15 protein-coding genes are annotated in these 13,153 nt (G+C 63.7%); 6 read left to right on the top strand and 9 right to left on the bottom strand.

Annotation, left to right across the window (positions count from 1 at the left end; genetic code table 11):
* Positions 1-52 precede the first annotated feature (52 nt).
* The 3 genes from NKI70_RS10270 (at position 53) to NKI70_RS10280 (ending at position 1,873) form a co-directional block, all read left to right on the top strand.
* The gene (locus NKI70_RS10270; RefSeq protein WP_352724551.1) at positions 53-1,111 is read left to right on the top strand and encodes a glycosyltransferase; all 1,059 of its coding nucleotides are present in this window, start codon (positions 53-55) and stop codon (positions 1,109-1,111) included.
* A gap of 148 nt (positions 1,112-1,259) precedes the next feature.
* Positions 1,260-1,538 carry a type II toxin-antitoxin system RelE/ParE family toxin gene (locus NKI70_RS10275; RefSeq protein WP_352679068.1) on the top strand — a complete coding sequence of 93 codons (279 nt, stop codon included), beginning with the start codon at positions 1,260-1,262 and terminating at the stop codon, positions 1,536-1,538.
* A 26-nt stretch (positions 1,539-1,564) separates the two neighbouring features.
* Positions 1,565-1,873, top strand: coding sequence for a HigA family addiction module antitoxin (locus NKI70_RS10280; protein ID WP_352455430.1), 309 nt, complete (start codon positions 1,565-1,567; stop codon positions 1,871-1,873).
* Between the two features lie 43 nt (positions 1,874-1,916).
* Here NKI70_RS10280 and NKI70_RS10285 read toward each other — a convergent pair whose 3' ends face one another.
* From NKI70_RS10285 to NKI70_RS10310, 6 genes are all read right to left on the bottom strand, one after another.
* Positions 1,917-2,204 (bottom strand): DUF982 domain-containing protein, encoded by a 288-nt coding sequence (locus tag NKI70_RS10285; protein WP_352724552.1) that lies wholly within the window; start codon positions 2,202-2,204, stop codon positions 1,917-1,919.
* An 89-nt stretch (positions 2,205-2,293) separates the two neighbouring features.
* Complete coding sequence (locus tag NKI70_RS10290; RefSeq protein ID WP_352724553.1) at positions 2,294-3,100, bottom strand: ABC transporter permease; 807 nt, start codon at positions 3,098-3,100, stop codon at positions 2,294-2,296.
* A 4-nt stretch (positions 3,101-3,104) separates the two neighbouring features.
* On the bottom strand, positions 3,105-3,938 hold the full coding sequence (locus tag NKI70_RS10295) for an ABC transporter permease (RefSeq protein WP_352724554.1): 834 nt from the start codon (positions 3,936-3,938) through the stop codon (positions 3,105-3,107).
* Positions 3,939-3,955: 17 nt separating this feature from the next.
* On the bottom strand, positions 3,956-5,071 hold the full coding sequence (locus tag NKI70_RS10300) for an ABC transporter substrate-binding protein (RefSeq protein ID WP_352587178.1): 1,116 nt from the start codon (positions 5,069-5,071) through the stop codon (positions 3,956-3,958).
* Positions 5,072-5,138: 67 nt separating this feature from the next.
* Positions 5,139-6,233 (bottom strand): ABC transporter ATP-binding protein, encoded by a 1,095-nt coding sequence (locus NKI70_RS10305; protein ID WP_352587175.1) that lies wholly within the window; start codon positions 6,231-6,233, stop codon positions 5,139-5,141.
* Positions 6,234-6,485: 252 nt separating this feature from the next.
* Positions 6,486-7,373 (bottom strand): LysR substrate-binding domain-containing protein, encoded by an 888-nt coding sequence (locus tag NKI70_RS10310; RefSeq protein ID WP_023677271.1) that lies wholly within the window; start codon positions 7,371-7,373, stop codon positions 6,486-6,488.
* 75 nt (positions 7,374-7,448) lie between these two features.
* Between NKI70_RS10310 and NKI70_RS10315 the strand changes: the two genes are divergently transcribed.
* Both NKI70_RS10315 and NKI70_RS10320 read left to right on the top strand, forming a co-directional pair.
* Complete coding sequence (locus tag NKI70_RS10315) at positions 7,449-9,038, top strand: zinc-binding metallopeptidase family protein (RefSeq protein ID WP_352587514.1); 1,590 nt, start codon at positions 7,449-7,451, stop codon at positions 9,036-9,038.
* Between the two features lie 33 nt (positions 9,039-9,071).
* Positions 9,072-10,004 carry a dimethylarginine dimethylaminohydrolase family protein gene (locus NKI70_RS10320; protein WP_352455436.1) on the top strand — a complete coding sequence of 311 codons (933 nt, stop codon included), beginning with the start codon at positions 9,072-9,074 and terminating at the stop codon, positions 10,002-10,004.
* A gap of 80 nt (positions 10,005-10,084) precedes the next feature.
* Here NKI70_RS10320 and NKI70_RS10325 read toward each other — a convergent pair whose 3' ends face one another.
* On the bottom strand, positions 10,085-11,092 hold the full coding sequence (locus NKI70_RS10325; RefSeq protein ID WP_352569118.1) for an ornithine cyclodeaminase family protein: 1,008 nt from the start codon (positions 11,090-11,092) through the stop codon (positions 10,085-10,087).
* A 158-nt stretch (positions 11,093-11,250) separates the two neighbouring features.
* On the opposite strand from NKI70_RS10325, the gene NKI70_RS10330 reads away from it, so the two are divergent.
* Positions 11,251-11,712, top strand: coding sequence for an Lrp/AsnC family transcriptional regulator (locus tag NKI70_RS10330; protein ID WP_352724555.1), 462 nt, complete (start codon positions 11,251-11,253; stop codon positions 11,710-11,712).
* Positions 11,713-11,818: 106 nt separating this feature from the next.
* Here the strand turns inward: NKI70_RS10330 and NKI70_RS10335 are convergent, their stop codons facing one another.
* Entirely contained in the window at positions 11,819-12,202 is a 384-nt protein-coding gene (locus NKI70_RS10335; protein ID WP_352569120.1) for a YybH family protein, read from the bottom strand.
* 152 nt (positions 12,203-12,354) lie between these two features.
* Positions 12,355-13,104, bottom strand: a complete 750-nt coding sequence (locus NKI70_RS10340; RefSeq protein ID WP_352578478.1) for an SDR family NAD(P)-dependent oxidoreductase — start codon at positions 13,102-13,104, stop codon at positions 12,355-12,357.
* Between the last annotated feature and the right edge of the window lie 49 nt (positions 13,105-13,153).

Below are 13,153 nucleotides of genomic sequence, written 5' to 3' on the forward strand. Positions count from 1 at the left end.
CAGGCCCATGAGGGCCTTTGCCGAACCAAAGCAAGATGCGAGGCCAAACGCGATGCAGCCTGTCATTCCGGTATCCATCATCATCTCGAACTACAACTATGCGCGGTTCCTCAAACGCAGCATCGACAGCGCCCTCGAGCAGGACTACGCGGAAGTCGAAGTCATCGTCGTCGACGATGCATCGCAGGACAATTCCACGACAATCATGGAATCCTATCGCGACGAGATCCTCGCATGCCCGCGGGCGCAAAATGGCGGACACGCGGCGGCGTTCAACACCGGATTTGCGGCGAGCTCGGGCAAGATCGTCCTGTTCCTCGACGCCGACGATTATCTTTATCCAACCGCCGTCTCCACCATCGTCGACACCTGGGACGAGGCAACCGCCCAGGTCCAGTCCAGACTGCATATCGTCGACGAGGGGCAACGCATCAAGGATGTCTTTCCGCCGCCCGAATTGCCTTTCGACAGCGGCGACGTCATGCCGAAACTCCTGCACAAGGGCCGCTATCAGACGACAGTGACCAGCGGGCTGGCCTTTGACCGCGCAACGCTCGAATCGATCATGCCGATACCGGAGCCGGAATTCCGCCAGGGCGCCGACGGCTATCTGGCAACGCTGGCGCCGATGTACGGGCATGTCCAATCGATCGACGAATGCCTCGGCGCCTACCGGATCCACGGCGCCAACCATTCAGTCTTCGGTGAAAAGCTCGCCGAGCGGGCACGCTGGCGGGTAACCCACGATTTCCGCCGCATGCAGGCGCTGTCGGACCAGGCCTCGGGGATCGGCCTGACCATCGTGCCGTCGGATGCTGTCCGCCACGATCCGGTCCACCTGGAAGAGCGGCTGGCGTCGCTCTGCGCCGACAGCGGCCGACACCCCGTGGCCGATGATTCCCGGCTGGCGCTCGGGGCGGCCGGCGCCGTCGCCAGCCTCGAAATGACCGCATCCTTGCGGCGGCGCGCCATCCTTGCCGCCTGGTTCTTGTCGGTCGGGCTGTTGCCGCGGAAAATGGCGACGGCAGTGCTGTCGTGGAAGCTCGACGCATCGTCGAGGCCGGCATTTTTGAGCCGCCTGTCCAAGACTATTCGCCACGCCATGGGATAGCGGCACTGTGACATAGCTCTGCCAGGTATTCGCCCGATCCGGCCAAGCGTCCATGGGCGCGATCATTGCCTTTCATAGGCTTGAACTGCTCTGTAAACTATTTGCTTACGCCTAGTTGACGTGCGTAAGCAATATGCTTACATAGCGCATGATAAAGTCGTTCAAGCACAAGGCGCTGGCGGATCTCTTTCAAACCGGAAAGACCGGAAAGATAGACGCCAAGATGCATAAGCGCATCCTTGTCCGGCTTGACCGTTTGGAGGTTTCGGAAAGGCCGGATGACATGGACCTGCCCGGCTTCGACTTCCACGCTTTGAAGGGCTTCAACCCGATCCGCTACACGGTGCATGTCAACGGGCCGTGGTGCATCACATTCGAATTCGACGCCAATGATGCCGCCCGCGTCGATTTCGAACAGTACCATTGAGGCGGCCAGATTGGAGAAGGCGATTTATGAGCGTGTATGAGCCGATGCGTCCGATGGAGCGCTGCCCATCCCACCCTGGAGCGCTGCTTGACGACATTATCCCGGCAACCGGAAAGACCAAGGTGGAGATCGCCAATCTGCTCGGAATCTCGCGCCAGCAGCTTTATGACATCATCCGCGAAAAGAAGCCGGTGTCGCCGGCTGTCGCTGCCCGTCTTGGAAAGATGTTCGGCGACGGCGCCGCGATCTGGCTCAGGATGCAGGCCGCCTATGATGCGTGGCACGCGGAACGCGAGGTTGACGTCAGCGCCATTCCAAGGCTGCATGCTGCCTGAGATGCAATAGATCGGCCGAACCACCGAGGCTCTCACAAATCGATCACGGTCCCGCCTGCCTGGACCGGTCCTGCGGTTCAACGGCTCGTTCGACCAGGACATGCGCTTCCCGCGCGGCCTCGACGAACGCGTCCCTGGCGGCTTCGGTCCAGCGGTCGTCGCTCATGGCGCGGTGGCATGTGCGCAGTGCCAATCCGTGTTTGGCGCTGCCGGCGTCACGCCAGTGGGTTGTCAGCAACTCGACAGCCTGCCGTGCGTTGGAAATGTTGCGGATATCTCCCACGATGCCGGCCGCAACCGCAACCGGCTTGGCAAACCATCCCTGGTTCATGGCAGAGCCCTCGACGTGTTGAACCATCTATAACGAAAATCGTAGCGCAAGGTTTCATTCGCGCCAGTCACCACGGCGTGAGGCGGCCCTCACTGCGCCTCGCGCAGCCTGACCACGACGCTGCGCGCCACAAGCACCAGCACGGTGATGACGATCAGGATCACCGAGAGTGCTGCGATCGCCGGGTCGATGTTGTCGCGCAGGCCCATCCACATTAGCCGCGGCAGCGTGATGGCGTTGACCGAGGTGATGAACAGGGTGACGCCGATCTCTTCCCAGGACAGCACGAAGGACAGCAGTGCTGCGGTGACGATGCCGAACTTGATGTTGGGCATGATGATGCGGGTGGCGCGCTCCCACACGGTCGCGCCGAGGCCGCGGGCTGCGAGGTCGATGCGGCGGTCGAGCTGGCTAAGCGACACCAGGATCAGCACCGTGGCGAAGGGCACCGTCATCACCGCATGCGCCATGGCGACACCCAGCCAGGTGTCATAGCCGAAGAACGACGAGAACCCCGAGATCGAGGTCAGCAGGAAATAGAGCGTGATTGCCGAGACCACCGGCGGCACCACCATTGGCAGCAGCACGAAGCCGACGAGAGCGGCGGTGAAGCGCGGCTGGAACATCCAGACGCCGAGGCTGAAGCACAGTGCCAGCACCGTGGAAAAGGCGCTGCTGACTATGCCGATCCTGATCGAGAGCAGGATCGAATTGATCCAGCGCGGATCCTCGATCAGCGCCTGGTAATGGCGCAGCGACAGTTCGCCCGACGGCATCGCCAGCATGCGGCTCGGCGTCAGCGATACCGGGATGACGGCGAGCAGCGGCAACAGCAGGAATAGCGCGACCAGGGCGGCGAGGATCAGCGAGACGGGACCGGGGCGGTAGGTCGGCATCGCGCTACACCAACTGCTTCGGCCTGATATAGCGGAAAAGCAGCGCCATCAGCGCGCCGACGAATAACACCAGCACCACGCTGATCGCCGCGCCCAGGCCCCAGTCTGGGCTCTGGAAGATGCGGAGATAGATCAGCTCAGCGATCATCACGCTGCGGCCGCCGCCGAGAATCGCCGGCGTGACGAAGAAGCCGAGCGAAAAGACGAAGACGATCAGCGCCGAGCCGATGATGCCGGAGCGGGTCATCGGCACGAACACCGACCAGAAGGTGCGCATGCGGCTGGAGCCGAGGCCGCGCGCCGCCAGCAGCACACGGTCGTCGAGGCTTCGCATCGAAGAGGCCAGTGGAAACACCGCGAAGGGGATGAGGAAATGCGTCATGCCGACGATAACGCCGAACTCGTTGCGCACCAGCGCCAGCGGCTCCGAGATGAAGCCGACCGCCTGCAGCCAGGTGTTGATCAGGCCGCGATTGGACAAAAGCGCCACCCAGCCGAAGGCGCGCGTCAGCACCGAGATCCAGAACGGCACCAGGATGCAGAACTCGGCCACGACGCGCTGCACCGGCGTGCCGCGTACCCAGACAACGGTGATGGCGTAGGCGGCGGCAACCGAAACGATCGTCACGATCGCGGCGATACGCAGCGTGCGGATGAAGACCGACTGCACCAACTGATCCGTGAGCAGCGCATTGTACTGCCCCAGCCCCGGCGTGGGCAGGGTGAAGCCCCATTTAACCACGCCAAGGAATGGCCAGGCGTAGGCCAGCACAAGAAAGAGGAGCAGCGGCGCCATCAACAGCGCCGCGCCCATCCTGTCGGAGAGGTATGCTCTCATCCGGTTATCCCGGCTTGTCAGGCGGAGATGATCTTCGTGTATTCGTCGAGTGCTGCCCCGTAGTTCTTGGCGTACCAATCCATGTCGAGCGGAATCTGCTTCTTCATGTTCTCGGGATCGACCGGGTTGATGCGCTTCTTGTCGGCGGGGATCAGCGCATCGGTGGCCGGGTTGGCCGGACCCTGGCCGAGCTTGTCGAACATGATGAGTTCCTTCTCCGGGTCCTGGGTGCTGGCGATGAACTTCATCGCCGCGTCCTTGCCGCCGGGATTGCCCTTGAGCACGGCGAGCGCGCCGGGCGAGATCAGGCCCTGGTCCCAGATGAACTTGATCTTGCCGCCGGAATCCTGCTCGATGAGCGAAGCCCGGGTCGACCAGACGATCGCCATCGAGGCCTCGCCATTGAGCAGCACGCTCTGGCTTTCGGCGCCGCCGCCCCAATAGGCGACGACGTTTTCCTTGAAGGCAGCGATCTTGTCATGCGCGCGCTTGAGGTCGAGCGGGTAGAGCGAGGCCGGCGCGATGCCGTCGGCGAGCAGTGCCGCTTCCCAGCTCGACACGCCCCATTTGTAGAGCGAGCGCTTGCCGGGGAATTTTGCCACGTCGAAGAAGTCGGCCATGCCGGTCGGTGCCTGGCTGCCGTATTTCTCGGCATCGTAGGCGATGACGTAGGAGAAGAAATAGGTCGAGGCAGCGTACTCCCAGCCGAATCCCGGCCGCATCTTCTTCTTGTCGACGACCGCATAGTCGATCGGCTCGAGCATACCTTGGGCGCCGAGTGTGATGGCCGAGAACGGATCGACGTCGACCAGGTCCCAGGTCGGCGCGCCGCTCTTGAACTGCGCTGCGATTGCGCCTTCGGTCGGGCCGGAACCGTCCATCTTGACGGTGATGCCGGTCTCCTTGGTGAAGGCCTGGCCGTAAGCGGCGTCATAGGCGGTAATGGCGTCGCCGCCCCAGTTGACCAGCACCAGTTCCTTAGCCGCGGCAAAGGCGCCGGTCGAGCGCAGCAGCATCGGCGTGCCGGCCAGCACCAGTGCGGCCAGCTGCGTGAACTGCCGGCGCGAGATCTCGCCGCGCACTGCCCTGGCGGACAGCGCCTCGATGGAATTTTTCTTGGTTTGGTTTGTCATGTCAGTTCCCCTTTTTTGTCGTTGGTATTTCCTGAATGTCAGCTTGGCGAATTCGCCACGCCGATCGTCATTGCTCTCCATCCGGAAGGAGGAAGCCTTTCTCCGCGGGCCAGGTCAGCCAGACGGAATTGCCCTTGCTGAGGGCAGAGGCGGCGACCTCGTTCGGCACCGAGACCGTCACCTTGGCGCCTTGGCGCGTCGTCAGATCGAGCCGCGTTGCAGCGCCGAGATAGGTCGAGGCGACGGCAGTCGCGGCAATGCCGTTCTCGCCTGCCGCGGCTTCGCGGGCGATCGACATGTATTCCGGCCGGATCGCCAGGATGGCATCGCCACGGACCTTCTCTGCCCTGCAGCGCATGCTGATCGCGCGGTCTTCGCAGAGGCCCGTCGAGCCATTGTCGGCCGGGCGCACGCCCTTCAGCGGCAGCATGTTGATCTCGCCCAGGAACTCGGCGACGAAGCGGTTGTCCGGCCGGTCGTAGACCTCGTCCGGCGCGCCGACCTGCAGCAATTTGCCATGGTTGAAGATGGCGACGCGAGATGACAACGCCAGCGCCTCGCTCTGGTCATGGGTGACGAAGACGAAGGTGGTGCCGGTCTCCTGGTGCAACCGCTTCATCTCGGCCTGCATCTGGCCGCGCAGGCTCTTGTCGAGTGCCGAAAACGGCTCATCGAGCAAAAGTACGCCCGGCTCGAACACCAGCGCCCGCGCCAGTGCGACCCGCTGCTGCTGGCCACCGGACAATTGCGACGGCAGTTTCTTCTCGTGGCCCCTCAGCCCGACGCGCTCGATCATTTCGCCGAGGCGGCGTTTGATCTCGGCCGCCGGTTTCTTTCGCACCCTGAGCGGAAAGGCGATGTTGGCCTCGACGCTCATATGCGGGAACAGCGCATAGCCCTGGAACACCATGCCGGCGGCACGCTGCTCGGCCGGCCGCTCGGTGATGTCGATGCCGTCGCTGTAAAGGCGACCGTCGGTCGGCTGAATGAAGCCGGCAAGGATCATCAGGAAGGTGGTCTTGCCGGAACCGGAGGGGCCGAGCAGGGTGAGGAACTCGCCACGGCCGATATCGAGCGTCAGATCGTCCAGCGCACGGAACGAGCCGAAGCTCTTGCCGATCCCGATTGCCTTGATCTCTGCGGCCCGGCCGGGTTGCTGCATCCTGCCCTTTCCTTAGCGTAGGCGAAATCGTAGGCAGGGCGGCGGCTCACCGCAACCGAATAGTTTTCGCCTGATCGGCAAATTTGATTCATCTATGCGCCAATCTCCCCCCTCGAGGGGGAAATGTCGCCGAAGGCGACAGAGGGGGTCGCTTCGCTTGAAGTGCCAACCTCCTCTGCAGCAGCAGGCCGAGCCCAGTTGGACCGACCCCCTCTGGCCGCTTCGCGGCCATCTCCCCCTCGAGGGGGGAGATTAACGCTGGTTCTCCGACAGCTTCGACCTCAGCCACCGCCCAAACGCCTCCAGCACCGGATGCGCCGCCTTGGCGTGCTCGGAAACCAGAAAATACGAGCGCGGTGAATTGATCGCTATGTCGAAGGGGCGGACCAGCCGGCCTTCGCTCAGTGCCCGGCCGCTGGTCAGCTCGTCGCCCATGGCGATGCCCTGGCCGGCGATCGCCGCCGAAAAGACCAGGTTCATGTCGGAAAAGAAGATGCCGCCTTCCGGGTCGGGGTTCTCGACCTTGGACAGCGCCAGCCAGCGCGCCCAGTCCTCGGTATCGCCGAGATGCAGGAGATTGGCGCGCAGCACGTCGGCCGGCTTGGAGAAGCCGCCGATCTTGTTGAGCAGCGTCGGGCTGCACAGCGGCGTAAAGGAGATCCCGCACAACAGCTCGACCGCGCGGTTGGGCCAATTGCCGACGCCGAAGGCGATGAAGGCATCGGCCTCGGCATTGCTCACGTCGTCGAGACGCCGCGGCGTCAGGATGCGTAGCGCGACATCGGGGTACATCTGCCGGAACTCGCCGATATGGGTGCACAGGAACAGGGAGGCGAAACCCGGCGTACAACTGACACTGAATGAGCCGCCGATGCCGGTGCCGGCATGGCGTGTCACCGCGTCGCCCAGCACCGTCAGCGCCTTGCGCACGTCGCTGGCATAGCGTTGGCCGCGTGGCGTCAGCGCCACGCCCTTGCCGATGCGTTCGAGCAGATCGAAGCCGAGATCGCGTTCGAGCAGGCGCAACTGATGACTGACGGCACTGCGGGTCAGATGCAGTTCGTCAGCGGCGCGCCAGACGCTGCCGTGGCGGGCAAAACTGTCGAGGGCGCGCAGCGCCTGCGTCGAGGGAATTCTCAAGAGGTGAACCGAATTTGCATGAGCCGGGAAAACATATCACTTTTTGGCGGGGCGCTTCACTGCTTTCTTTCCGCCATGGAGAAACCGGTGACCTCGGCGCAAGCGACCGCGCTTGCCTGTCTGGACGACATCCAGCCGTCGCTGTCGGCGTGGACGCGGACCATCTTCGATTTCGGCGAGACCGCCTGGCGCGAATACCAGTCGGCGGCCTGGTATGTGGAGCAGTTGAAGCACGAAGGGTTTTCGGTCGAGGAAGGATCGGGCGGCATGCCGACCGCCTTCTGCGCCCACTGGACCAACGGGACCGGCCCGACGATCGGCATGTATGCCGAGTACGACGCGGTACCTGGCAATTGCCAGGATGCGGCGACGGTGAAGCGACCGCGCCCGGGGCTGGGCGAACAGGCCGGCGGCCACACCGATCCGCATTCCGGCCTCGGCATTGCCAGCCTCGGCGGGCTGCTGGCGACCAAGGTTGCGATGCAGCGCCACGGCATATCAGGCACGCTGCGCTTCACCGGCGAGCCGGCGGAGAAGGTGAGGGGATCGAAGCCGATCCATGCCGCGAAGGGCTATTACGATGGGCTGGCGGGCATGATCTCCTTCCATCCTTTTTACATGCTGCCGCTGTGCAACACGGCGCGCTGGGACACGCATTGCGGTGCGGCCTATGCGATGATCTACCGCTTTGTGTGCGACGAACCCGAAAATTGGGTTCGCGCAAGCGATGCAGCACCCATCCCGCAGGCGCATTCGGCAGTCAGGGCGCCCGGCGCCAACGACGCGCTCATGATGATGTATATGGCGTCCAAGGCGCTGCGCGATTCCATGCTGCCGCACCAGGGCGGCTGGTCGATCAGCGAGGCGATCCTGACGGCGGGCCAGGCGACCGCCGACAATCTGCCGGCCGGGCTGGCTGAGATCCAGTACATGATCCGCGTGCCGACGCTTGCCATGGCGGAGCAGGTCACCGCCATGCTCGACCGCAATGCGGAAGCCGCAGCCAGGATGAGCGGCTGCCGCTATGAGCGGCACTGGGTGTCGAAGTCGCGGCCGGGGCTTGCCAACCACGCAATGGCCGGCATTGCCTTCGACGCGCTGGCGGCGGTCGGGCCGCCGTGCTGGGACGAGACGGCCAAGGCGATCGCCCGCGAAATCCAGGTCAATGCCGGGGGCGAGGCGACCGAGGAACCATTCATCGACGAACTGGAGCGGCTGATTGCACCACAGGCGGCCGAGACGCTACTGCGCCACGACCTGCCGCCTTGGCAGCTCAATTCCACCTCCGACGATTACACCGACATGTCGTGGCATACACCGACGGCACGATTCTACGTCGCCCGGCCGGCGCTGCGATCCGAGAACGGCCACGCGTTTCCGTCCTGGGCGATGAATGCGCTGGGCGGCATTTCTGCCACCATCGACCCGATGGTCATCTGCGCCGCAAAGACGGTCGCGCTGGCAGCACTTCGCCTGTTGGAAGACGAGGCTGCGCGCGACGCGGCGATGGATGAATTCGTCACCCGCACCGGCGGCGGCATCGGCGGCTCGAACTGGATCGCGCCGCTCTGCGACTACGATCCGCCGATTGGATTTCGCTGGCCGGAATACATCACCACCCCGCGCGGGCGGGATTGGTGGATACCAAGCAACCAAGCCGCATGATCAACCAAGCCGCCCTTCACGAGGAGAAACCCCATGACCGTCCATGACCGCATCGTCACCGAGCCGTTTTCGCTGCAGCGCCGCAACCCGGCCGGCGGCACCAAGCCGCTGACCGCCTGGGGTTTCGCCAACGAAACCGATGTTCTGACCGACGTGCTGCTCGGCTCGCCGAATTTCCTGCGCCATCTCTCGACCAGCTCGCTGTCGCGCAAGCATCTGCGCGAAGCGCCATGCAACGTCCAGATCGCGCAAGCGCAGCACAAGGATCTGGTCGCCGCCTATGAGCATTTCGGTGTCAACATCCACTGGCACGAGCCGACGCCGGAACTGCCGATGCAGGTCTACTCGCGCGATTCCAGCGTCATGACGCCGTATGGCGCCATCATCACCGCCATGGCCCAGTGGTGGCGGCGCGGCGAGAACTACGCGGCGATCCGCACCTATGAGAAGCTCGGCATCCCGATCTACGACATGGTCACCGCGGGCACGTTCGAGGGCGGCGACTTCAACGTCATCGAGGACGGCGTCGTGCTGATCGGCTGCGGTGGCGCCCGCACGCAGGAGGAGGGCGCGCGCCAAGTGCAGGCCTGGTTCGACAAGGATGGCTGGGAGACCCGCATCGCCTTCATCGACGAATATTATGTCCATATCGACCTGATGGTGGTGCCGATCGCTGAAAAACTGACCGCCGTCTGCCTCGCCTGCACGGAGCCGGGCATCGTCGATTGGCTGAAGGGCAAGGGCCACGAAATCATCGACGTGCCGTTCCAGGATACCATGGCGCTCGGCTGCAACTTCATGTCGCTGGGCAAGGATCGGGTAATCGCGCCGACCTCGAGCCAGACGCTGATCGGTCAGCTCAAGGCGCGCGGCTTCGAGGTGGCGGCCATCGACATGAGCGAGATCTCGAAGACCGGCGGCGGCATTCACTGCATGGCGCAGGCGCTGAAGCGCGAGCCGGCCTGAGGGGCCGGCCTTTAGCCCGGCCGCTTGCGCGAAAGCGCCATTGTCAGCACCGTCGATCCCGCATGGCGCGCGGTACGCGCCTACAGCACGATGAGCTTTCCCTTGCGCAGACGCCGGGCGCAACGATAGACGAGGTCGGCGGCGACCATGTCTTCCATCGCAATGCCCATCGCCTTGTAGGTGGTGATCTGTTGATCCGAAACGCGGCCCGGCGCGCGGTCGAGCAGCATGGCGCCAAGCTCGGTGCCGAAATCCGGGTCGAAGCCGGCAAGCTCGCAAGATCCGACCGGGGTCGGTTTGAATGCATCCTTGGTTTCGACAAAAAGACTGGATCTGCCGATGAGCTCGATCGGCATTTCACCGCCGGGCGGCGCCACCCCGACCGAGGAGACATGCGTGCCCGGCTGGACCCAGCCTGCGTCGATCACCGGCTGGTAGGAGTGGGTCGCCAGGCACACCACGTCGGAACTGCGCACTGCCGTCTCGAGGTCGGCGACCGCCACCACCGACGGATGCAGCCGGGCAAGTGCTGCCGCATCGTCGAAGCTCTTCGAAGCGACACGGATTTCGGCAAAATCGCGCACCAGCGGCAACAGATGCAGGTGCTGGTTGGCCTGCACGCCGGCGCCGACCACTGTCGCTATCCTGGCATCCCGGCGCGCAAGCGCGCGCACCGACAGCACGGCGGAGCCGGAGGTTCGCACCGCGGTTATGAAGGTGCCGTCCATGATGCAGACCGGCAGGCCGGACAGCGGATCGAACAGGCTGATGGTGGCGAGGTGGCTGGGCAGGCCGATTGCCAGGTTGCCTTCGAAGACATTGACGATCTTGACGGTCAGGTTCATGCCCTCCATCCAGGCCGGCATGGCGAGGCTGTAGCCGGCCCCGGGGATGTCGAGTTGTGGTCGGGGTGGATTGACGACCTTGCCTTGTGACAGCGCCTTGAAGCCGTCTTCCAGAACATCGAGAAGCTGGCTGAGGTCGATGCATGCCATCACGTCGGCTTCGCTCAGCACCAGGATCTCGGTCGTTCCCTTGCTGATTTCCGCCGCACTCCTGCCGGCTGGGCTGAACGCTTGTTTGGTCATCCTGCACTCCTGTGGTCGTCGAAATCGGCTCACCGCGTTTGCTTAGGTGAGAGAGGGAAGCGCAGGTTATTGCGACGTTTTATGTGATGAAATACGTTGTTTTTGGCATCTCTGCGTGAAATAAGCACAAAAATCTCTGAGATAGCGTGGATTGTGGAATGGAGGATCTCGACCAGTTAGACCGCAGCCTGCTCAGGCTGCTCCAGGAAGACGGCCGTCGGACGACGCTTGATCTTGCCGGGCGCGTCGGGTTGTCGCCGACCGGAACCAGCCAGCGGGTGAAGCGCCTGTTCCGCGACGGCTTTATCACCGCGGTCAGGGCCGTGCTCGATCCGCGCAAGATCGGCCGGGGAACGCTGGTGTTCATCGAGGTCCGGCTTGACCACACGGCGCCGCACGTCTTTGACCGCTTTGCCGAAGCCGTGGCGAAAGCTCCGGAGGTTCTGGAGTGCCATATGGTGGTTGGCGGTTTCGATTATCTGGTCAAGGCGCGGATCGCCGATATGGCGGTGTTCCAGGATTTCCTGCAGCGGGTCATCCTGCCGCTGCCCGGCGTGCGCGAAACGCACACCTTCGCCTCCATCGCCGATGTCAAGCCGAACGCCCTTTTGCCGGTGTGATCGGGTAGAGGAGGGGAACGCTGTTCAGGGCGACCTGCATCGCATCTTCGCCATCTAATCGCTCCCCCTGGCGCGCCTTCGGGTGCAGCGATGCCGGAGACCGGCTCTAGCTTTGCTGGGTCAGCAGGTTTGCGTCGCGCGCGAGCCGCCACTCACCATCCGCCTCCTTGCGCAGGAGCGTCAGCGCATATCCCGATCGATGGACCGGCTCGCCATTCGGCGGGGTCGCGGTCATATTGATGCGGCTGCGGATGAAAGCCCAATTGCCGAGAAGCTGTAGTTCCACGATATCGCTCGTGCCGTCGATATGAACGCCGGCCGTCTCCAGCGCGGCTGCCGCGAAGATCTCCTTGTCGAAGGGTTCCCGGCCGGGAACCATGAAGATCGCATCGTCCGTCATCAAGCTGAGGACGGTCGCGATGTCTCCACGCTTGCTCGCATCCATCCACGTCTCGACCAGCTTTCGGATTGCTTTTTCGTCGCCCGTCATCCGTTACCTCCCTGGCATCTCGCCGTCATCGATGGCGCACGGCGCTCCTCCCTCGCTGCTACATAGGGCTTAGATCGCTCTCGTCATCGATTGCAGTGCGTCGCGCCGCGGGTAGCACGGTCCGCGAGCCGGCTGGTTCGCGCCCTCCATGCCTATCGCCAGCCACCGGAGGCGGTGATGCGCTCGCCGGTCAGCCAGGACGCTTCGTCGGAGGCGAGGAACACCGCGACGCGGGCGACGTCGTCGGGCAGGCCGAAGCGACCGAGCGGCGTCATGGCTATAATCTGCTTCTCGAATTCGCTGCCGATGATGCCGATGCGCGCGAGGCCCTCGGTATCGATGCCGCCGGGCGCGATGGCGTTGACGCGGATGTTGCGTGCGCCGAGCTCCCGCGACATCGACAGCGTGATCGTGTCCACCGCACCTTTGGTCGCGGCATAGACGAGCGAGTTCGGCTGCGGATTGCGGCTGGCGACCGAGCTTATGTTGATGATGCTGCCGCCGCCCGCGCCAAAATGGTTCACTGCTGCTTGCGTGGTCAGAATGATGCCCAACACATTGGTGTCGAACTCGCGGTGAAACTCGGCCTCGGTAACCGCTTCCAGCGGCTCGAATGCGAAGACTCCGGCATTGTTGACCAGTATGTCGAGCCCGCCAAACTCCAATTTCGCCGCCTCGAACAGGCGGCGCACATCAGCCGCTTGCGACACGTCGCCCTGGACGGCGACGGCGCGGCCGCCACGGTCCTCGATCTCGGCGACGACGCGGTCGGCGCCTTCCCGTGACGAGGCGTAGTTGACGACCACCGCGGCGCCGGCCGTGGCAAGACTCTTGGCGATGGCGGCGCCGATACCCTTGGAGGCGCCGGTGACGATGGCGACCTTGCCGTTCAGCTTGCTCATCAAATCTCTCCTTTGTTGACGATGAGCGGTATTTAATCATGATCGAAAC

This window comes from Mesorhizobium sp. M0500, assembly GCF_040321165.1.
Taxonomy (GTDB): Bacteria; Pseudomonadota; Alphaproteobacteria; order Rhizobiales; family Rhizobiaceae; genus Mesorhizobium.